Annotated in this window: 17 protein-coding genes; 13 read left to right on the top strand and 4 right to left on the bottom strand. The window is 53.6% G+C overall.

All coding sequences use genetic code 11. The features are described 5' to 3' along the window. Positions 1-2: 2 nt before the first annotated feature. The 7 genes from HS105_08945 to HS105_08915 all read left to right on the top strand — a co-directional run bounded on the left by HS105_08945 (position 3) and on the right by HS105_08915 (position 8,333). Positions 3-923 (top strand): hypothetical protein, encoded by a 921-nt coding sequence (locus tag HS105_08945; GenBank protein ID MBE7516718.1) that lies wholly within the window; start codon positions 3-5, stop codon positions 921-923. A 57-nt stretch (positions 924-980) separates the two neighbouring features. Beyond that, on the top strand, positions 981-1,586 hold the full coding sequence (locus HS105_08940) for a sigma-70 family RNA polymerase sigma factor (GenBank protein MBE7516717.1): 606 nt from the start codon (positions 981-983) through the stop codon (positions 1,584-1,586). Further along, positions 1,587-2,150 carry a zf-HC2 domain-containing protein gene (locus HS105_08935; GenBank protein ID MBE7516716.1) on the top strand — a complete coding sequence of 188 codons (564 nt, stop codon included), beginning with the start codon at positions 1,587-1,589 and terminating at the stop codon, positions 2,148-2,150. It abuts the gene before it with no gap. Between the two features lie 74 nt (positions 2,151-2,224). After that, on the top strand, positions 2,225-3,118 hold the full coding sequence (locus tag HS105_08930) for a hypothetical protein (GenBank protein MBE7516715.1): 894 nt from the start codon (positions 2,225-2,227) through the stop codon (positions 3,116-3,118). A gap of 138 nt (positions 3,119-3,256) precedes the next feature. Next, on the top strand, positions 3,257-4,453 hold the full coding sequence (locus HS105_08925) for a hypothetical protein (protein MBE7516714.1): 1,197 nt from the start codon (positions 3,257-3,259) through the stop codon (positions 4,451-4,453). A 56-nt stretch (positions 4,454-4,509) separates the two neighbouring features. After that, complete coding sequence (locus tag HS105_08920; protein MBE7516713.1) at positions 4,510-7,530, top strand: carboxypeptidase regulatory-like domain-containing protein; 3,021 nt, start codon at positions 4,510-4,512, stop codon at positions 7,528-7,530. A gap of 89 nt (positions 7,531-7,619) precedes the next feature. Then, positions 7,620-8,333, top strand: coding sequence for a hypothetical protein (locus HS105_08915; protein MBE7516712.1), 714 nt, complete (start codon positions 7,620-7,622; stop codon positions 8,331-8,333). On the opposite strand, the gene HS105_08910 is transcribed toward HS105_08915, so the two are convergent. The 4 genes from HS105_08910 to HS105_08895 form a co-directional block, all read right to left on the bottom strand. Beyond that, positions 8,334-9,290: an SDR family oxidoreductase gene (locus tag HS105_08910; protein ID MBE7516711.1), complete on the bottom strand. Its 957-nt coding sequence runs from the start codon at positions 9,288-9,290 to the stop codon at positions 8,334-8,336. A gap of 41 nt (positions 9,291-9,331) precedes the next feature. Further along, the gene (locus tag HS105_08905; GenBank protein MBE7516710.1) at positions 9,332-10,630 is read right to left on the bottom strand and encodes a UDP-glucose/GDP-mannose dehydrogenase family protein; all 1,299 of its coding nucleotides are present in this window, start codon (positions 10,628-10,630) and stop codon (positions 9,332-9,334) included. Positions 10,631-10,733: 103 nt separating this feature from the next. Further along, the gene (locus HS105_08900; protein MBE7516709.1) at positions 10,734-11,441 is read right to left on the bottom strand and encodes a hypothetical protein; all 708 of its coding nucleotides are present in this window, start codon (positions 11,439-11,441) and stop codon (positions 10,734-10,736) included. Between the two features lie 96 nt (positions 11,442-11,537). Further along, positions 11,538-12,113 (bottom strand): hypothetical protein, encoded by a 576-nt coding sequence (locus HS105_08895; protein MBE7516708.1) that lies wholly within the window; start codon positions 12,111-12,113, stop codon positions 11,538-11,540. A 331-nt stretch (positions 12,114-12,444) separates the two neighbouring features. Between HS105_08895 and HS105_08890 the strand changes: the two genes are divergently transcribed. The 6 genes from HS105_08890 to infB all read left to right on the top strand — a co-directional run bounded on the left by HS105_08890 (position 12,445) and on the right by infB (position 19,750). Continuing rightward, entirely contained in the window at positions 12,445-13,524 is a 1,080-nt protein-coding gene (locus HS105_08890; GenBank protein ID MBE7516707.1) for a substrate-binding domain-containing protein, read from the top strand. 9 nt (positions 13,525-13,533) lie between these two features. Then, the gene (locus tag HS105_08885) at positions 13,534-14,436 is read left to right on the top strand and encodes an ROK family protein (GenBank protein ID MBE7516706.1); all 903 of its coding nucleotides are present in this window, start codon (positions 13,534-13,536) and stop codon (positions 14,434-14,436) included. A gap of 24 nt (positions 14,437-14,460) precedes the next feature. Further along, positions 14,461-14,865: a hypothetical protein gene (locus tag HS105_08880; GenBank protein ID MBE7516705.1), complete on the top strand. Its 405-nt coding sequence runs from the start codon at positions 14,461-14,463 to the stop codon at positions 14,863-14,865. 123 nt (positions 14,866-14,988) lie between these two features. Further along, on the top strand, positions 14,989-15,474 hold the full coding sequence (locus tag HS105_08875; protein ID MBE7516704.1) for a ribosome maturation factor RimP: 486 nt from the start codon (positions 14,989-14,991) through the stop codon (positions 15,472-15,474). Positions 15,475-15,519: 45 nt separating this feature from the next. Next, a complete protein-coding gene (gene nusA, locus HS105_08870; protein MBE7516703.1) occupies positions 15,520-16,965 on the top strand; it encodes a transcription termination factor NusA in 1,446 nt (481 codons plus the stop codon). A gap of 82 nt (positions 16,966-17,047) precedes the next feature. Beyond that, entirely contained in the window at positions 17,048-19,750 is a 2,703-nt protein-coding gene (infB, locus tag HS105_08865) for a translation initiation factor IF-2 (protein ID MBE7516702.1), read from the top strand. Positions 19,751-19,768: the final 18 nt, after the last annotated feature.

Raw genomic sequence — 19,768 nt, 5'->3', positions numbered from 1 at the left:
AAATGTTCTCAAGTCTTACACAACCACGATTTCCGAATGCCGCCATAGGGCTTTCGAGAGACAGCGTTACAGCGCTTTCGCTGCAAAAGGAAGGACGCACGGGATTTTCGATAAAACAGGCATCAACCGTGGCGATACCTCCGGGAGCGTGTATCCCGAGTTTTTTCGACGATAATCTTGCGGATCCGGCGGAATTTGCGAATTGTTTACAAGATGCGGTAACGAATGCCGGATTGCTGTCACAAAGGCGATGGTCGGTCGCATTACCGGCAAGCGCTGCGCGAAGTGCTATCATAACTCTTGAATCGCGCCCTTCGGCACGCGGCGAGACCGAAGAGATACTTGATTGGAAAGCCGGGCAGACATTCGGTGTTCCTGCCGAGGAGATGCGGATCTCACTTCAAAATATCCGCCCGGATCGGGAAGGGAGGCCGCGCTATTTTGCAACAGCTATCAAACTTGCTGTTATTGACGAATACGAGACGGCGTTCGAGAGTTTCGGGTGGCGCGTGGGTCTTATTTTGCCGCGAGCAGTGAGTGAGGCGAACTGGCTTCTCGGACGTTCGACCGGCGATTCGATACTTATCAGCGGTCAGAATGACGGGTTCACGGCCCTTGTGATTCGCGGCGATGAACCTGCGGTCATACGCACGGTAACCTGCACGGAAAGCGGTCTCGACGACGAGGTCTATCGGCTTTTAATGTTCTACAAAGACCGTTACGGGAGCTCGTCGAATTCGCTCGATCGTTTGCTCGTTGTCGGCAAGGGCCTTGCATCGCACAAGATCGGTGCCGTCGCTTCGGATGCTCTGGGGTTTGACGCTCCGATGGCGGGTGCCGCTGATATCGGGTTATTTCTTCCTTCGGCAGAGTTCGACCTCAGTGACATTGCGGCTCCCGCCGGGCTTGCCCTCCTCGCCTGATTCGGGCCTTTGCAGTTTGAAACAAAACCCTGCACAATACCGTAGTAACGCACGGATATGACCGCACGGGCAATTTCTATCGAAGTGGTGGCCGCAACGGCTGATGCCGATCTGATCGTAGGGTCAATGGCAGGTCGGGGCGACTGCTTTGAGGAGTTGGTCCGCCGCTATCAACGCCCGATCACGGGGTATATTTTCAGAATGGTCGGCAATTATGAAGCCTCGCTTGATGTGGCTCAAGAGGTCTTTATAAAGGTCTATAATTCGCTCGATAAGTACAGTGATTCTTTCAAGTTCTCTACATGGCTTTATCGAATAGCTCATAATGCAGCTATCGATCACATAAGGCGTAACTCCTTGGTAACACAGAGCCTTGACGTTGAGAATTCGGACGGCACATACCAACTTCAGATCGAATCGTCGCAGCCGACGCCGGAGCAGGACCATGAACGCAACGAATGGCGTTCAGAGATCGAGGCTGTTGTAGAAGAACTGCCGCCTGCTTATCGCGATCTGATAGTTCTTCGCCATTCGCGCGACCTCAGCTATGACGAGATCGCTGAAGTTACCTCGCTGCCGCTCGGAACGGTAAAGAACAGGCTTTTCCGTGCACGAGAGATGATGCGCGGTCTGCTGATCGAAAGGGGCTTCACAGGCATTTAGATGATCGACGCCAAAGAAAAGGAATTGGCCGCGTGTCCGCGTTTTGAGATCGCCGCGTACGTTGACGGTGAACTCGATGCGGAGTGTGAGGCCTTTTTGGAAGAGCATATCGCCGGTTGTCGGTCGTGCGCAGCCGAGCTGAATATTCAAAAGTCCCTTCTGCGTGCCATCGGCCTCGAATTGGCATCTTCTGATCCTGAGCTTCCGGCGGATTTTGCAAAGCAGATCATCATAAAGGCCGAAAGCAGCGTTGAAGGGCTGCGCCATCCCGGGGAAAGGTTCAATACCATATTTATCGTTGCCGCCTTTGGTTTGTTTATCCTCTTTGCGGCCGGCGCCGAGATGGGAGGCGTCGTTCCGCTCCTTGAAAAGGCGATGACCGTTGCGGGCGTTGCGGGCCATTTCTTTGTTTCATTCTTTATCGGCGTCTCCGTGGTACTTCGCAATGCGGCGTATCCCTTGCGTTCTGATGCAGCGGTGCTGATCGTGCCGGTGCTGATGTCGCTCCTTTCAGTGGCCCTCGTTTCCCGAGTAGTCGGCCGCTATCGCCGGCTTGATCGCTGATGCCGCCGCGGCACCCGATCTTCATTGTGTCTTTTTTTTCGCAAAGATCAGTTATCAGGTGCCTTTGGGCGGCCATGGCGGTCGTAACCTTGGCAGGTGCTGTCCTTGCATTTTCAGAACCTGAGATCACGACTACGGACGATGATACGACCGTCATCATCCGATCTGCCCCGGAACAAGAGGTTTATGTCTTTGGCAGATCGGTGATCGTAAAGCAAAGTGCCAAGGGCGTTCTCGCTATCGGCGGCGACGTTACGGTCGAAGGGCGTGTCGAAGGCGATGTGGCAACAGTCGGCGGCAATGTCATCCAAGAGGAAACTGCCTATATCGGCGGCGATGTGATCGTATTCGGCGGCAGTTACAAACCGAAAGCTGACGTCCCGCTGCGCGAGCCGGGCAAGGAGACCGTGATGTTTGCAGCCCTCGAGAACGAGATAAAGGATATGACTCGCGATCCGATCCGCATCTTTGCTCCGGCCTTCACATGGAGTTTCTTGATACAGCGGGTCGTCGTGGCCCTATTGTGGTTCATCGTAACCATGATCGTATCGACGATGACGCCGGGCGCCGTCAGTCGAGCGGTCGTTAATATCAGCCTTTCACCGACAAGGGTCTCTGCTGTCGGTGCGGGCGCGCTGCTTGCCGGCAGTGTCATAACGGTCGCATCGGCCGCGTGGCTGCCTTCGCTGCTTAGTGCGACCGTCGTTATCATGGTCTTCCTGTTATTTTTGATGGGCTACCTTTTTGGGCGCGTGTCTCTTCAGGTAAGCACCGGTAAGTGGCTGCAAAGGAAGTACTTTCCGAAGAATAACCGATCGGAGACGCTCGCGATACTCACCGGCGTGGCTGCCTGGACGCTGCTTCTTTCATTGCCGTATTTGTGGATGCTCGCTCTGTTCGCCATATTCTCCGTCGGCATCGGATCGATCCTAACGGCAAGGACTCGGCCCAGGCCGGACGCTGCCTAAGTCCTGTGTCTGCAAAACCTTACATTTCTTTACAATTCGGCTCGAACCATATAGTCAAAAACATCGTCATAATACTTACGCCCGCAACTTTGTGTTGTGTTTCTGCGTAACAACAGAACGTTAGGACGGATCGCTTAAATGAAAATACATTTTTTTCTTTCACTGATCACAACTCTACTTTTGGGTTCGCTTTTTTCGGCATTTGCGCAGACCGACACCGCAAAACCAAAGATGATCAGCGGGGACGTTGTTTCAGTTTCGGCTGATTCGATCGTTATTAAAACCGCGACGGGAACCATCAATGCGAAGGTCTCTGCCAAAACAGAGTTCAAAAGAGCCGCCGTTGATGATCCGAAGAAGATGACGCCTTCAGTATTGTCTGATATAGCGGCAGGCGACAAGGTGATCGTCAGCGGGTTTCCGGAAACAGACGGCAAGACCGTTCCTGCGATCCGTATCTATTTGATGTCAAAAGCGGCGATCGATCAGCAGCGTGCTAAAGAGGCCGAAGAATGGCGGACGCGCGGCATAACTGGGACGATCACGAGCGTCGATCCGGTAACAAGCCAGATAACTGTCGAAACTGCCGGGCTTGCAGGGATCATGAAGATCGTTGTAACTCCGAAGTCCGATGCTGTATTTCGCAGATATTCAACAACCTCTGTAAAATTCGCAGACTCTAAACCCAGCTCATTTGGTGAGATCGCGATCGGCGACAAGCTTCGAGCGAAAGGCGACAAGAGTGCGGACGGCACGAGTTTTTCGGCCGATGAGATCATTACCGGAGCGTTTCAGACGGTTGCAGGAACCATCAAATCGGTCGATCCGACAAAAAATGAGATCGTCATCACCGAACTGTCGGGAAAAAAAGACGTAACGATCTCATTTTCGGACGCTTCGATGATGAAACGATTTCCGCCTGAGTTCGCGGAGAGAATGGCCGGTATGCAGCGTCCCGGCGGAGGAAATTGGAATTCGCAAGGCGGTCCGCCGCGTGGGCAGCAGCAAGGCGGACAAGAACGTCCTTCGGGACAAGGGCAGCCGGGCGGCGGCATGCGGCCCGAAGGGGCGGCAAACGGCTCGCAACGAGGCCTCGACGAAATGATCGATCGTTTTCCGAATGTTACGGTCGGTGATCTGAACGTTGGCGAGATGATCGCAGTTTCGAGCACAAAGACACAGCCTAATGAAACCGTGAAGGCGATCAAGCTTGTGGCCGGAGTTGAACCGTTCGTTAAAATGGCACAGGCCCGCGCGGCGATGTCAGGTTCCCGTTCGGCATCACAGCAGCCAGGACTCAATATACCCGGCTTGGATGATTTCGGCGGACAATAAGAATTTTTTTAGAACGGGCCGGCATTTTGCAGCTATTTAATAGCCGGCCTTTGTTTATGAGGAACGTGACCATGAATTCGATCTATACATTTATTTTTACTGCATTACTTGTGCTGGCGTTAAGCTCAGCAGTATTTGCTCAAGCGACGGGGAGCGTCAGCGGCCAGGTGATGGATACGCTTAACGCTGTAATTCCCGGTGCGACCGTTACCGTTGTTGACAGTACGGGCAAACAGAAACAATCGATCACGAATGATCGGGGCGAGTTTACGGTCAGCGGCCTTGCACCCGGAACTTATACCGTCAAGGCGATCGCTCCGAAGTTCGGCCTATACGAGAACTCAGACGTCGAGGTCACGGCAGGACAAAAGACCGAGCTGATAATTCCTCTTACGGTCGCGGCGATCGATGAGTCGGTGGATGTTTCGGGCAGCAACACGGTGTCCGATGATGCCAACAGCAACGCAAATGCCACGGTACTGAAGGGCCAGGATCTGGATGCACTTCCAGATGACCCCGATGAACTCGCTGCCGCATTGCAGGCACTGGCCGGTACGGCGGCCGGGCCTGACGGCGGACAGATCAGTATTGACGGTTTTAGTAACGGCACGATGCCGCCAAAAGAAGCGATCCGCGAGATCAGGATCAATCAGAATCCGTTCTCAGCGGAATACGACCGGATCGGCTTTGGCCGTATCGAGATATTGACCAGGCCCGGTTATGACAAGTTCCGCGGATCGGCGAATTTCAACTTTAATGATGAAAGTCTGAATTCGCGAAATCCATTCGCACTGAATAGGGCTCCGAGTCAAATGCGTAACTACGGCGGCTTCTTCAGCGGGCCGATCAAGGCCAAGAGATCATCATTCTTCGTGGACGTAAGCGAGAATGAACGCGATGAGAACTCCGTCGTATCGGCGATCGTGCTCGACAGTGCCGCTAATATCGTCTCATTCAATAAGGATGTTACGGTGCCGACACGGCGTTTCAGTATCAGTCCCAGGATCGATTTTGCAATAAATGACAGTAACAGTGTTACGGTCCGATACAACTTCAATCGTTCCAGCTCAAAGAATCAAGGGATCGGAGGCTTTACACTTCCCAGCCGCGCATCGCGTTCGAGCGGAATTTCGCATGGGTTGCAGTTCACTGAATCGGCCATCATTAATCCGAGAACGGTAAATGAAACACGATTTTCTTTTGATTACAACAAGAGCGATCAGTTCGGTGATGACACAATGCCGACGGTAAGCGTTGCCAACGCCTTTGTCGGCGGCGGAGCTCAGGTCGGCAACAGTTTTACAAAGACAAAGCGTTGGGAATTGAACAATGCGACAACGACCTCGTTCGGAAAGGACGGACAGCACGCTGTCAAATTCGGCATTCGGCTTCGAGGGGTTTCGATCGACAGCCGTTCGGAGTCGAATTATACGGGAACATTCGTATTCTCAGGCTTCCTTGATGATAACGGAACACCGGCCGACCCGACCGATGATTTTTTTGTAAGCTCGATCAATCAGTATCGGCAGAAGGTTTTGGGTAATCCCGATCCGCGGTACAATCCTAACCAGTTCACACTGACCACCGGAAATCCGTTGGCGTCGGTCAGCCAGTTCGATTACAGTCCGTACATCACAGATGACTGGAAAGCGCGCCCGGATCTTACCCTTAGCTTCGGACTAAGGTACGAGAATCAAAGCAATATCTCGGATAACCTCAATTTTGCACCCCGCTTCGGTTTTGCGTGGGCACCGGGAGCAGGTGGTGCCAAGGCTCCAAAAACGGTATTCCGCGGCGGTTTCGGTGTCTTCTATACGCGATTTTCTGAGGGCAACACCCTTCGAGCGATCCGCCAAGACGGAGTTTCGCAGCTTCAATACATCGTTACATCGAATCCGGCAATACTCGGCCAGGCGATCTTTCACCCGGACGGAACAGTAACGAATGTGCCGACCTCTGCACAGCTTGGAGCCGTAACACCGCTTGCGAGCACGCCGTTCCGCATCGAGGGCGATATAAGAACGCCTTATTCGCTGCAATCCGCGTTAAGTGTTGAGCGGCAGATAAACGCGAAGACCGTTCTGAGTGCGACATTTACACAAACGAACACGTATCGCGGCTTGCTAACGCGTAATACTAACGCACCTGTCTGCCCTGATCTTTCAGTTTGTCCTACGGGATTGACGACCGCGCAGATACAGGCACTGAGACCTGACCCGACGCTAGGCAACATATACGAGATGGAGTCGAGTGCAAAAACGAATGCACAATTCGTTAATATTAACCTTCGCTCAACCATCCGCTCAAAATATACGATCAGCGGCGGTTATACACTCTCGTGGGCGAAGGGCTACGTGGACAGCATGAGCAGCCCGCGATTCTCGGCCGGTACGGTCGGATATCCGATGTACAGCTATGATATGTCGAGCGAGTACGGGCCATCGGCGTTCAATTCAAGACACTCGCTGTTCCTGGTCGGTTCGGCACAGCTTCCGTGGGGAATAAGGGCAAACACAATGGTCATTGCATCGACGGGGCGTCCTTTCAATATTACCTCGGGTGTTGACTCGAATTACGACTCGCTGTTCTTTGATCGGCCGACATATTCGGCATTGCACGATCGATGTCAGCAGCTTGGCCTGACCGCGTCATGGTGTGATATTTCGGACATTTCGTCACCTGATACCACGATCATCCCGCGTAACTACGGTCGCGGGCCGGGCTCATTCACGATGAACCTCAACCTTTCGAAGACGTTCGGATTCGGCGGCAGCAGTGATGGCGGTGCCGGGTCCGGTGGCGGTATGGGAGGCGGAATGGGCGGACCCGGCGGCAGAATGGGCGGCGGCCGCGGCGGAATGTTCGGCGGAGGCGATACGCGCAGCCGATATAACCTGACCATAGGTGTCAACATTCAGAATCTTCTGAATACTGTCAACCTCGGCACGCCCGTCGGGGCGCTTACGTCACCTTCATTCGGCCGGTCACGTTCGACAGGCGGCGGCTTCGGCTTTTTCGGCGGAGGCGGAGGTTCTGCGAACCGACGCATAGATCTGTCGGTGAGGTTCAACTGGTAGGCTGAAACTGCCTGAATACAGGTGTGCAACAAACTGAGAGGCGATGAACGAACGGTTGATCGCCTCTCATTCGTGTTAGAAAATCAGATATGAAAGTATTGATCGCCATCGCGATTATCCTCGCCGGAATATTGTCTGTTACTGCTCAAACTGCGGCTTCGCAGCCTGCTGACAACACATTGGCTCGCGAGCTTGCGAAGGCGGCCCTCGAAGCTCATGGCGGGCGTAAACTAAGCGATCTGAAGTCGATGACCATCGCCGGCAGCGTCGATGTGAATGTATTCAATCAGGTCCTTCCCGGGACGTTCGCAATGGTCTTTGAAGGTGAGAAATACCGCATTGACCTCAACAATGCGGCACAGCCGCTCAAACAGGTCTTTGACGGAACTCAAACCTTTACACAGATACCGAACTCGTTCAAGCTGCCGCCGCTTGATCGTGTAGGATTTTATGTGCTCCGTAAGGTCGGCGATCCCTCATATCCGATCAGTATGCTCCCGGCGTCAGCGAAAGGAAAGTCGGGTTTTCGCATCACTGCGCCAGACGGCCATTTCACTGATTTTTATATTGATGAGAAAACGAAGCAGATTAAGGGTTTTGACTCGGCCTTTGAGTTCTTTGGCCAAAAGGGAACGACCTCGGTCGTGATCGACAAATTCAGGACGGCGGATGGTGTAATAATCCCTGAGAGGTTTTCTCAACGCTTCGATCTTGGGCAGATCACGGCGTATTGCGATTTCAAGGCAAAGGATATTCGTGTGAATACCGAGATCGCTCCCGATGTATTCGAGATCCCGAAGTAACTATTCGGCGAAACGGCTGTTCTTCCACCAATCGATGGTCTTTCGCAGCCCGTCCTCAAGGCCTACAATCTCGCGATACCCGAGGTGTTCGACGGCGAGTGAGTTGTCCGCCTGCGAATGCTTCACATCGCCGCGGCGTGCAGGCTCATAGACAGCCTCTACATCAGGCCGATCCGTTATTTGCTTGAGGACGTCCAGAAGCTGATTCAATGAGATCCGTACGCCGTTCGCAACATTCATTGTTAATCCGATACCCGATGTTGCGGTCGCTGCTCGAATATTAGCATCCACGACGTTCGCAACGTAGGTGAAATCACGCGACTGCTCACCATCACCGTAAATGGTTGGTGTGCCGCCCTTAAGCAGGTCATCAATAAAGCGTGAGATAACACCCGAATAGGCGGATGACGGGTCTTGACGCGGCCCAAACACGTTAAAATACCGCAGAGCGATCGTTTCGAATCCGTAGGAATTGTAGAAAGCCCGGCAATAAAGCTCGCCGGTGAGTTTTGCCGCAGCGTATGGTGATAGAGGATCGGCGCGCATCGACTCCGCCTTCGGAAGGGTCGGCTGGTCGCCGTACGCAGAGCTTGACGCAGCGTAAATGAAACGCTTCACACCCGAGTCCTTTGCGTGCCGGAGCAGATTGAACGTGCCGTCAACGCACGCTCGATGCGTCTCCAACGGATCGTTGACCGAACGCGGAACGCTTGGCAGGGCCGCTTCGTGAAACACTATCTCCGTGCCCTCCAGTGCTTGTTTAACAGCATCATCATCAGTAATATCGCCCTCGATAAGATCGAAGTCGCCTGCAATGGCTTCGATATTCTCGATATAACCGGTCGAAAAATTATCGAGAATGACAACGCGGGCCCCCTGAGCGATAAGCTCATCCGCAAGATTTGAACCGATAAAACCGGCGCCGCCTGTCACCAGTACTTTTGAAGTGATTGCCATAGTAGAGATCGCCGCCGTATGAACGGCGTCAAATGATGCGATTACCTGCCAACGCCGACGTATTCAAAGCCTGCCTCGCGCATCTCAGCCGGCTCATAGACATTTCTTAGATCAACTACCTTCGGCTCGTTCAGAAGAGACTTGACGCGTTCAAGATCGAGGGCACGGAACTGATTCCATTCGGTCATAATGACCATAATGTCTGCGCCGTTAATTGCGTCATATTCATCAGTTGCGTATTCGATCGCCGGAAGGTATTCCCTAGATTCCTTCATAGCTACGGGGTCAAAAGCCTTGACCGTCGCTCCTCTCTTTATCAGCCCCGCAATGATATCGATCGCCGGCGATTCTCTCATATCATCGGTCTCAGGCTTGAATGAAAGGCCGAGCACGCCTATGCGTTTGCCGGTCAGATCGCCAACGAGCTTTTCGATCTTCGGGATCATCGCGTCGCGCTGACGGTCGTTCGCTTCGATGACCGCATCAACGATGCGTGTCTCAACACCGTACTTATCGGCTACGGTCGTTAACGCTCTTGTGTCCTTGGGGAAGCACGAACCGCCATAGCCCGGCCCGGGATGCAGGAACTTGCGTCCGATCCGATTATCCATTCCCATTCCGCGTGCTACGTCATGGACGTCACAGCCGATCGCATCGCACAAGTTCGCTATCTCGTTGATGAATGTGATCTTAGTGGCGAGAAACGCATTTGCAGCGTATTTGATAAGCTCGGCCGCTTCGAGCGAGGTGATCACGATCGGCGTTTCGATCAGGTAGAGCGGGCGATAAAGGTCTTTCATGATCTCGATCGCTCGCCCTTCATTACTGCCGATAACGACGCGGTCCGGGCGCATAAAGTCGTCGATAGCAGCCCCTTCGCGCAGAAATTCCGGATTTGAAGCAACACCGAAGTCTGTGTCGGTAGTGAGATGCTCCTTTACGAAGTCACGCAGCCACTTGCCGGTCCCTACGGGCACGGTCGATTTTGTAACGAGAACCTTGTAGCCGTTCATCGCCTCGGCAACATCTTTTGCCGCCTGCTGATAAAAGCTCATGTCCGGCGAACCGTCCGGCAACGGCGGGGTGCCGACCGCGAGAAAGACAACTCGAGCAGATTCAACAGCTGCCTTAATATCCGTGGTGAAGTGAAGCCGACCGTCCGCGACATTCTTTTCGACCAACTGGTCGAGTCCCGGCTCATAGATCGGAATGATGCCCTGCTTGAGCTTTTCGATCTTGTCCGCAACAACATCAACACAAGTAACGTCAACGCCGAACTCAGCAAAACACGCGCCTGAGACCAACCCTACATATCCGGTGCCAATAACCGCAATTCGCATAAACAAACAGTATAAACTATTAAACTGAGACTCAAAAAAGTGAAGCAAAAAAGTGCGGGCCACGCAAAACATGACCCGCAAGTAGAAACAACTGACTTAGAGGTTAGCGAGACGGGCTGACAACGATCGTGCCGCCGCCGATTGTGGTGTCGTGATCCTGCAAGCCGAAGAAGATGGCCGCTCCTGCGGCTCCTGCCGCAAGCAGGATAAGCCACGGGAATCCGGCAACGCTAACTTCGGGGCCTGAACCCGGACGAAGACACGGTTTGCAGCCTGTCTGTTCAAGATCTCCTGCTGTCGCCGTGGAACCTGCCGCAACCTGCTTGTCGCTCGTGCCTTCGCGGAGTGTTACCATCCCGGTCGTGGTGTCAACGTGGGTGTGCGAGCACTCAGCTTCAACCACAAACGAATCTGCTTGGCTTACGTCCGCTATCGCAGTTCCGTGTTTTGTCGTGAAGGTTGTGGAGACACCGGCCGCGTTCGATACGCGAACCTTGCCGTCATTAAGAATACCGACAATGCTGCTGTCGGAGAAGTTGAGCGTCAAGCTGGAGTTCTCCAGAACTTCGACCCTTCCGGTCTTGCCAAGGTTGACGACAGCCGACGATCCGGCACCGGTTACGATCGAACTTCCGGTCAGAATCTGAGAATTTGAAACAGCGGGCTGGCCGTTGACGGTTACCTGTCCGGTGACAGTTATGTCTGCCGCAGAGACGCTAGGCAGTGCGAAGACCGCCGTAGAATAAACACACCATACCGCGATTCCCGTAACCAAAGTGGTGATTTTGCGAAAGCTATTTTTTCTGAGCATGTGAGTAAATATCCTCCTGTACTATTCAACTAAAGAATAGATAATTACCGTTGCCGGCAGTTGTTTTCGCCGCCGGCCGGTACAGAATCTACAGATCTAGCGGTTCGGGCTGACAACCGTTGTGCCACCGCCGAATTTATATTCCGAATCTCGTGTTGCTGCCAAGACCGCAACTGCTGCTGCTCCGCCAAAGACGATAGCGAACCAGTACCAAGCTGCGCCTCTCTTCTTACTCTTGTTGTCGTCGTCATCCTTGCCTGCAGCATTGATGCTGTCGCCGGCAGCGACAGAGTAAGTCTTTCCAGCGGCATTAACGTTCACATTGTTTGCCGCTCCCAGAACTGTGATGTTGCCCTCTGCAAGATCCACATTGATAACATCAGCGTCAAAGTTTACAACCACAGAACTGCCGCCTGCGACCATGATCTGACCTGCGTGTCCGAGATTCAACGTCGCGGAAGTTCCGGCGGGCGTTGTTACCGTGCTTGACGAAAAGATCGTTCGGCCGCTACGGGCGGCTTCACCATTAACGAGAACGGCATCGGAGCCGGTCACATTGAGTTCTCCGGCAACCTTGGCATCCGTTGCCAGTGTTACCATCGAAAATGTTGCGAGCAGTGCAACCATTGAGCACATCGTAAGTGCCTTTTGAATCCACAGTTTGCTATTCATAGTTCTCCTCTTTCAATTGTTTCAAGATCTATAATTTCAAAAACATCAAACCTTTCAATCTTATACGCGAACCGAAGTCTGTTGTCAATGAAAACAGACTGTTAAAAAACCGGTTCAAAGCCTAAATCACTTGAAAGGCACGATCAGGGCGTAGCTTTAACGCCTATTTATATCACAGTTTTTCTGCATTTCAAATCAAAATTCAAAAAAAGATGCGAAAAAATCAAAAGAGGCCGGTCATTTAACCGCCAAATGGGTGATATGATTGCCCGTACCGTGAAATTTTGCTTTAATTTCACCTGTTCTACAATTGATACGCAGGAGATATTTAATGAGGATCGCATCATTCGTTTTGATCGCAGCGGCCATCTTTACCGCCGCATGTTCCGGGAATGCGGTAAATTCCGCTAACAGCAGTGGCGGAAATCCGTCCGCCCCATCGGGTTCGAAGAAATTGAAGATCGGTTTTGCAATGGCTACGGTCAAGGAGGAACGCTGGCAGCGCGACCGCGACGCTTTTGATGCCGCATGTAAGCGGCAGAATGTTGAATGCATAATAACCGTTGCCGATAACAGCCCCGACAGACAAGCGAATGACGTCGATAATTTGTTGACACAGAATGTTGACGCACTTGTTATTGCACCACAGGATGCAGTTCAGGCCGCGTCAATGGTCGAAAAGGCGAAAGCTCAGGGCGTTCCCGTTATAAGTTACGATCGGCTTATTAACTCGGATAAGATAGACCTTTATATCTCTCATCAGGTGCCTGTCATTGGCCGAAAGATCGCAGAATATGCGTTGCAAAAAGTGCCCAAGGGTAATTATGTAATGGTGTATGGCGCATCAACCGACAATAATGCTCACATAATGAAGAAAGAGGAACTCGCGGTCTTGCAGCCTGCCATCGACCGCGGCGATATCAAGATCGTAGCTGAGCAGTTCATCCCCGATTGGAAAAAGGAGCTTGCGTTGAATTTTGCCGAGAACGCGCTTACGCAGAACAACGACAATATTCAGGCGTTCGTCGTGTCGAATGACGGCATGGCCGGCGGTGTGATTAGTGCCCTTGGTAAGAAGAATATCACGGGCGTCGTAGTGACCGGCCAGGATGCTCAGATCGACGCTTTGCAATCCATCGCGGAAGGGAAGCAGACGATGACGGTCTATAAGCCGATAATCCCGCTTGCTAATGCCGCCGTGGACGCTGCGATAAAACTCGCGAACAAGCAGCCGCTTGATACAAAGCCTTTTATGAACGATGCGATAAATAAAGAGGTTCCTTCGATCCTTCTGGAGGTTATAACCGTTGATAAGAATAATCTTATGGACACGGTAATAAAGGACGGATACGCCAAGTACGATGATGTTTACCAGAACGTTCCGGAGGCTGACAGGCCGAAGCGGCCATAGGTCAATAAGATGCAGGAAGCCGTTTTAGCCCTCGATCTCGGCGGGACGAATACACGGGTCGCCAAGATCGACCGCGCGGGGAACATCATTAAAAGGCAAGAAGCATCGACCCCGTCAGGCGGAAGTGCCGACGATGTGCTTGGACTGATCGCAAAGCTGGCTTCTGATTGCGGCACGGACGGTGTTTTGGCGATGGGTGCAGCAGTTCCGGCGACGTTCCGCAGGGATGGCTCGGTCGGTAAGTTACCGAATCTGCCGATGCTTGACGGCATCAACATCTCGACAGACCTCTCGGGAAGGCTCGGCATTCCGGTCAAAGTGTTCAACGACGCGACCGCGGCAACGGAAGGCGAGCATTGGTTAGGGGCGTCTGCGGGAGCGTCGAATGTCATCGGCATTACGCTCGGAACCGGTGTCGGCGGCGGGCTGATCTTTAACGGTAAGGTTTTCTTCGGCCCAGACGGGACCGCAGGTGAGATCGGCCATATGTGCGTTGAGCCTGACGGAAGGCCTTGCCCGTGCGGCAGCCATGGGTGTATCGAGCAATATGCATCGGGAACGGCGATCGTTCGTTCGGCGAAAGAGCGTTGTCTCGATGTTGATTCGCCCTATGCAGTTTACGAACTCGCCGAAAACGGCAACGAGATCGCGGCCGACGTTTTTACGGAAATGGGACGATATTTAGGTATTACTCTGGGTTCGCTGGTTAACGCGCTAAATCCTGAGGTGATCACGATCGGCGGCGGCGTTGCGGCGGCATGGGATCGGTTCATTGATGCATTGCAGAGCGAAGTGCGGCTGCGGGCATTTAACGAACCTATAGAACGTGTTAATATCATTCGCGCAAAGCTCGGCGACGATGCGGGTCTGCTTGGCTCCGCAAGTATCGTCTTCGGCCGGGACGGCGCGTAACCCTTGGATAATATCTGAATAGCTATGGACACTTATCACAAGATGCTGGTTAAGGTCTATGAGGCCGCCGGCGGGCGCGAAACGAACGACGTCGATTTCGTTGAGATAACGAAACGCGAAGGATACTTTCCAAGTATCGACGACATCGTTTCACAACTGAAGTCCGAAGGATGGGTGACCGAGTCGAGACGGAACATCCTGAGGCTTACGCACTGGGGAGTTGCCGAAGCAAAGAAATGCTCGGATGCACGGCCTGATTCGGCACGGGCGATCGAGCGGGAGACAACAGGTCTTATCGCTTCTGCCCGCGACCTCGCCGTGCTTGGCGAAGAATTCAGCAGCGATCCTGTCGGTAAGCGCTTCAAGCCTATTGAATCTAAATTGGCCGAGATCGAAAAGACGGTCGTGAATATTCGCAAGCTGCTCTAGAGCGATGCTTGCATTAAATGGGCGAACTGAGCTAAACTAACTGTTTGCTGAGATGCGTGCCGCTGAACGTGTCGAGTGGGTCATGGTGCCCACTTTTTATTTTTGGAGAAGTTGACCGGCAAAGTGACAAGTAATTCGATCGAAGAAATGGTCAGGAAGATCGCGGTCAGGACGGCCGCCAAGCTCGGAGTCGAGTTCGTGCACTCTGAGATCGCGGGCACAAAGCGCGATTCTGTCGTCCGTATCTTTATAGATAAGCCGGGCGGCATTACGCTCGATGACTGCAGCGAGTTCTCGGGTGAGACGGAGGCGATCCTTGATGCCGACGACCTCATACCCGGAAAGTACGTCCTAGAGATATCGTCGCCGGGCATCGAGCGCGAGCTTTACAACCTCGACGATATGGTCAGGTTCACGGGTGCTCTTGTGAAGGTCAAGGCAAGGCTCGGCCTGAACGGTCAAAAGACTTTCGTCGGTACTCTCGACAGCGTGAACGATGAGGACGTTACGATCACTGACCGAACTTCCGGAACAGTAACGCTCCCGTACTCGGATGTAGTGAAAGCGAATTTGAAGATGGACCTCAGTGAGGAATTGAGGAAACGATAGTTTAGAAGCAGCGGGGCAGCATCGCCGCTGATACCGAATAAGGTTATGACATCATCGATTGGACAGAGTATCGACATACTTTGCAACGAGCAAGGGCTTGACCGCAATATGGTCATTGAGGCCATGAAAGAGGCGGTAAAGGCCGCTGCTCGTAAACAGTTCCGTGTGCAGGATAAGACCGACAGCATTCAGGTCGAATGGAACTCCGAGGACGGAATGATAGAGATCTCGGTCGAAAAGACCGTAGTCGCGGAGGTCGAGAACCCGTCGGCCGAACTCTCACTCGACGAGGCCCGCGAGATGGCCGGTGATGATGTCGATCTGGATGACAAGCTTTTGATCCCGCTTCCGCAGGAGGAAATGGGACGAATTGCCGCGCAGACAGCAAAACAAATACTCGTCCAAAAGGTTCGTGAAGCGATCCGAAAGAAGGTCTTTGAAGAGTATATCGACCGAAAAGGTGAGCTTATCAATGGTACTGTGAAGCGCTTCGAGCGTGGAGATATGATCATTGACCTCGGAAATAACCTTGAGGCGATAGTGCCGCGAAAGGAGCAGTCGCGGGGCGAGATGTGGAATCAGGGCGAGCGTATCCGTGTCGTGATCATTGATGTGTTGGACGAGTTTCAACGCGGACAGCAGATCAAAGGCTCGAGAGCGTCGGCGGAATTGCTGAAGCGGCTGTTCGAGATGGAAGTGCCGGAGATCTATGACGAAACGGTTGTGATCAAATCCTGCGTACGCGAACCTGGCGACAGAGCAAAGATCGCAGTTACGTCAAACGAAAAGGACGTGGATCCGGTCGGCGCGTGTGTCGGTATGAAGGGGTCGCGCGTTCAGGCGATCATAAAGGAGCTTCGCGGCGAGAAGATCGACATTATCGAATGGTCTGACGAACCGTCGGTATTTGCGGCGAATGCTCTTTCGCCGGCGAAGGTTTCGCAGGTTCGCATAACCGACATCGTCAATCGACAGATGGAAGTGATCGTCGGCGAAGATCAGCTGAGTCTTGCGATAGGAAAGAAAGGGCAGAATGTTCGGCTCGCTGCCGGACTTGTAGGCTGGGATATCAAGATCATCAGCGAAGAATTGCTTAAGGCCGAGGTTGCTAGGCAGATGGGCCGGATGATGGCCTCAGGTGAAGCGGTTCCGATCACGGCTCTCGATATGGTGACATCTTCGCAGGCTGAAGATCTGAGCGAAAAAGGCATCACTGACGTCGAGGCTCTCGCGGCGACAAGCATTGATGACCTTGTTGATTTCCTTGATGTCAGTTTTGATGAGGCTCAGTCGATCTTGGCATCGGCTACCGCCATCGTCGCTGCAAAGAATGCCGAGGAAAACAGCGACGAAAGTGGTGCCGGATCGGCAGTTGAAGATGTTTTTGATGAATCAGATACCGATGCGGTTGCGGCCGCAGAGCCTTCTGAAGAGGTTTCGGAAGCGGACAGCGGCGAAACCGGCGATGCGGATGAAACCCCCGTGCAGTAAGAGCATTCAGCCTGTGCTCAAGCATTGTGCCGGGCCTTTTGTGATGTCCGAGTAGTTCGGACACTTGACCGACAGACTTTTTATGGCAGTTCGAAAATCAGTTCGAGTTTACGACCTTGCGCACGAGTTGAAACTCGATACAAAGCGCGTGATCGAGGAGCTGCGTCGTCTTGGCGCGGATGTTAGTGTCGCATCCAACTCGGTCAATAATGAGTTTGCGGAAAAGCTTCGGCAGAAGTATGTAACAAAGGCGGAGCCTGCTCCAAAAAGAGCGATCAAGGTCATCAAGGCAAAGAAAGAAGCTGCTGAAAAGGTCGCCGAGCCGGCCGAAGATGTCGAGAAGCCCGTGGAGCCGGTCGTTGAACCGTCGGCCTCGGAAGAGGACGCGAAGCCGAGAAAAACGGTTGCAAAGGTCAAGGTCCTTGTTCCGTCAAAGACCGGGCCTGCCGAGCCTGAAGATGTGTCTGAGAAACCCGCCAAGGTTATCACCAAGACCCTAAAGAAGAAGGCCGCGGAGCAGCCTGAGGCAGAAGAAAAAGAAGAAGTTGCTGAGCCGGTCGTCGCTGCCTCGGACGAGACCGATGAGCAAGAGGCTGCACCGAAGTCATCAGATACTGCACCTTCGACAAGTAAGACCGGCATTATCCGCAAAACATTGACACTGACCGACGAGGCGAAAAAACGCGGAATAAAGGTCGGCGACAAACTCGTGTCCGACACACCGACCAAGACGGGTCGTCTTGTCGGCGACGGACGCAACGATCCGCGAAAACGCGGCGAGTTCCGCGGCACTCCCGGCGAGTCATCGGCTCCGAAGATGACCTATACGCCGCCGCCGGATAATCGCAGGCGGCCCGGACGCTCCGGCGGGCGAAAAGGAAAGGATGATAAGGGTGCAAGGTTTGCCGAACGTGATATTGAGGTACCGCAGAAGCGCACCATCGAGGAACGCGTTCTCGATCAGGTCGGAAAGGTCGATGCGGCTAATCCGCGCGTCATTCGTCTGGTCGATGGAGCTACTGTCCGCGAATTTGCGGAGGCGATGGGCATCACACCGCGTGATATCGTCCAGCTTCTGATCAAGCGTGGAGTTTTCGCCACTCTTAATCAGCCGATCGGTGAAAAGATGGCCCATGAAATGGCCGCGGAACTTGGATTTGAGGTCAGCTTTGTGCCATTCGAAGAAATGGTCATCGAACAGGAGTTCGAGGAGCTGATCGCGGCGGATGCCGATGACGTCGAATTGCCGCGCGCTCCGGTGATCACGGTAATGGGCCACGTCGATCACGGAAAGACCTCGTTGCTAGATGCGATACGTTCGGCGAACGTTGCGAGCGGTGAGGCCGGCGGCATCACGCAGCATATCGGTGCCTACAGCGTCTTTGTGCCGAACGCGGACGACCCCGAAAATCCGCGTCGTGTTGTATTCCTCGATACTCCGGGCCACGAGGCGTTCACGATGATGCGTGCACGCGGTGCTAGGGCTACGGATATTGTGATCCTTGTGGTTGCCGCTGATGACGGAGTAATGCCGCAGACGATCGAGGCGGTCGATCACTCAAAGGCCGCGGGAGTGCCGATAATTGTCGCCATCAACAAGATAGATAAACCGGGAGCAAACCCCGATAAGGTCAAACAGGGCCTCGCGGCGCTCGGTCTGCAGCCGATCGAGTGGGGCGGCGAGACCGAGATGGTGCCTGTTTCGGCAAAGAACCGCGACGGTCTCGAAACGCTTCTCGAAACAGTTCTCTTACAGGCCGACCTCCTTGCACTTAAAGCAAGCCCGACGCGGCGGGCCTCCGGCGTGGTGCTCGAAGCAAAACTCGATAAAGGCCGCGGTGCGGTCGCCACCGCCCTTGTGCAGCAGGGTACGCTCCATGTGGGCGACCCGTTCATCGTCGGACAGTTCTCGGGCAAGGTTCGCGCTATGTTCTCTGACCGAGGCGAAGCCGTAACAGAAGCGGCTCCGGCAACTCCGGTTGAGATACTCGGCCTTCAGGGCGTTCCGCAGGCAGGCGACACATTCCAGGTCGTTTCCGATGTCGAAAAAGCACAGGATATTGCTCAAAAGCGTCAGATGCACGCGCGTCAGGCGGCAATGCTTAAGACCACGAAGCGCGGCATCGAGTCTCTCGGCCAGGCAGAGATCAAGGAACTGCTGATCATCCTCAAGGCAGACGTACAAGGTTCGGTCGAGGTGCTCAGGTCAACGCTTGAAAAGCTTTCGACCGATAAGGTCAAGGTTCGCGTGATCCGCGCGGGTGTCGGTGCCATCAATGAATCCGATGTACTGCTCGCATCTGCGACGCAGACCGAAGAGACGGGTACGGCGGTCGTGATCATCGGCTTTAACGTGCGGCCGGAATCGCGGGCTGCCGATGTCGCGCATCACGAAGAGGTCGATATCCGTCTGCATTCGATCATCTACAAGGTCGAAGAAGAGATAAAGGCCGCGATGATCGGTATGCTCGATGCGATCGAGAAGGAAGCGATCCTCGGCAAGGCCGTTGTGCAGGAGTTGTTCAAGGTCTCGCGTATCGGAACGATCGCAGGCTGCCGCGTTACGGAGGGCGTCATACGGCGCCAAGCAAAGGCTCGCTTGATCCGCGACGGTGTCGTAACGTGGGAAGGCGACATTGCCGCGCTTCGGCGTTTCAAAGACGATGTCAACGAGGTCAAGCAAGGGTTCGAGTGCGGTATTAGCCTCGTTAACTTTAACGATATCAAGATCAATGACGAGATCGAGGCATTCGTGATCGAAAAAATCGCCGCGACGGAACTTTGATCTCCCGAACGGCACCGG

This window comes from Chloracidobacterium sp. (assembly GCA_015075585.1).
GTDB lineage: Bacteria > Acidobacteriota > Blastocatellia > Pyrinomonadales > Pyrinomonadaceae > OLB17.
This window is presented reverse-complemented; position numbering and strand designations above follow the sequence as displayed.

Excerpts from the sequence above, each read along its gene's own strand:
- HS105_08945 (MBE7516718.1), top strand. The coding sequence starts at position 3 with ATGTTCTCAAGTCTTACACAACCACGATTTCCGAATGCCGCCATAGGG.
- HS105_08940 (MBE7516717.1), top strand. The coding sequence starts at position 981 with ATGACCGCACGGGCAATTTCTATCGAAGTGGTGGCCGCAACGGCTGAT.
- HS105_08935 (MBE7516716.1), top strand. The coding sequence starts at position 1,587 with ATGATCGACGCCAAAGAAAAGGAATTGGCCGCGTGTCCGCGTTTTGAG.
- HS105_08930 (MBE7516715.1), top strand. The coding sequence starts at position 2,225 with ATGGCGGTCGTAACCTTGGCAGGTGCTGTCCTTGCATTTTCAGAACCT.
- HS105_08925 (MBE7516714.1), top strand. The coding sequence starts at position 3,257 with ATGAAAATACATTTTTTTCTTTCACTGATCACAACTCTACTTTTGGGT.
- HS105_08920 (MBE7516713.1), top strand. The coding sequence starts at position 4,510 with ATGAGGAACGTGACCATGAATTCGATCTATACATTTATTTTTACTGCA.
- HS105_08915 (MBE7516712.1), top strand. The coding sequence starts at position 7,620 with ATGAAAGTATTGATCGCCATCGCGATTATCCTCGCCGGAATATTGTCT.
- HS105_08910 (MBE7516711.1), bottom strand. The coding sequence starts at position 9,290 with ATGGCAATCACTTCAAAAGTACTGGTGACAGGCGGCGCCGGTTTTATC.
- HS105_08905 (MBE7516710.1), bottom strand. The coding sequence starts at position 10,630 with ATGCGAATTGCGGTTATTGGCACCGGATATGTAGGGTTGGTCTCAGGC.
- HS105_08900 (MBE7516709.1), bottom strand. The coding sequence starts at position 11,441 with ATGCTCAGAAAAAATAGCTTTCGCAAAATCACCACTTTGGTTACGGGA.
- HS105_08895 (MBE7516708.1), bottom strand. The coding sequence starts at position 12,113 with ATGAATAGCAAACTGTGGATTCAAAAGGCACTTACGATGTGCTCAATG.
- HS105_08890 (MBE7516707.1), top strand. The coding sequence starts at position 12,445 with ATGAGGATCGCATCATTCGTTTTGATCGCAGCGGCCATCTTTACCGCC.
- HS105_08885 (MBE7516706.1), top strand. The coding sequence starts at position 13,534 with ATGCAGGAAGCCGTTTTAGCCCTCGATCTCGGCGGGACGAATACACGG.
- HS105_08880 (MBE7516705.1), top strand. The coding sequence starts at position 14,461 with ATGGACACTTATCACAAGATGCTGGTTAAGGTCTATGAGGCCGCCGGC.
- nusA (MBE7516703.1), top strand. The coding sequence starts at position 15,520 with ATGACATCATCGATTGGACAGAGTATCGACATACTTTGCAACGAGCAA.
- infB (MBE7516702.1), top strand. The coding sequence starts at position 17,048 with ATGGCAGTTCGAAAATCAGTTCGAGTTTACGACCTTGCGCACGAGTTG.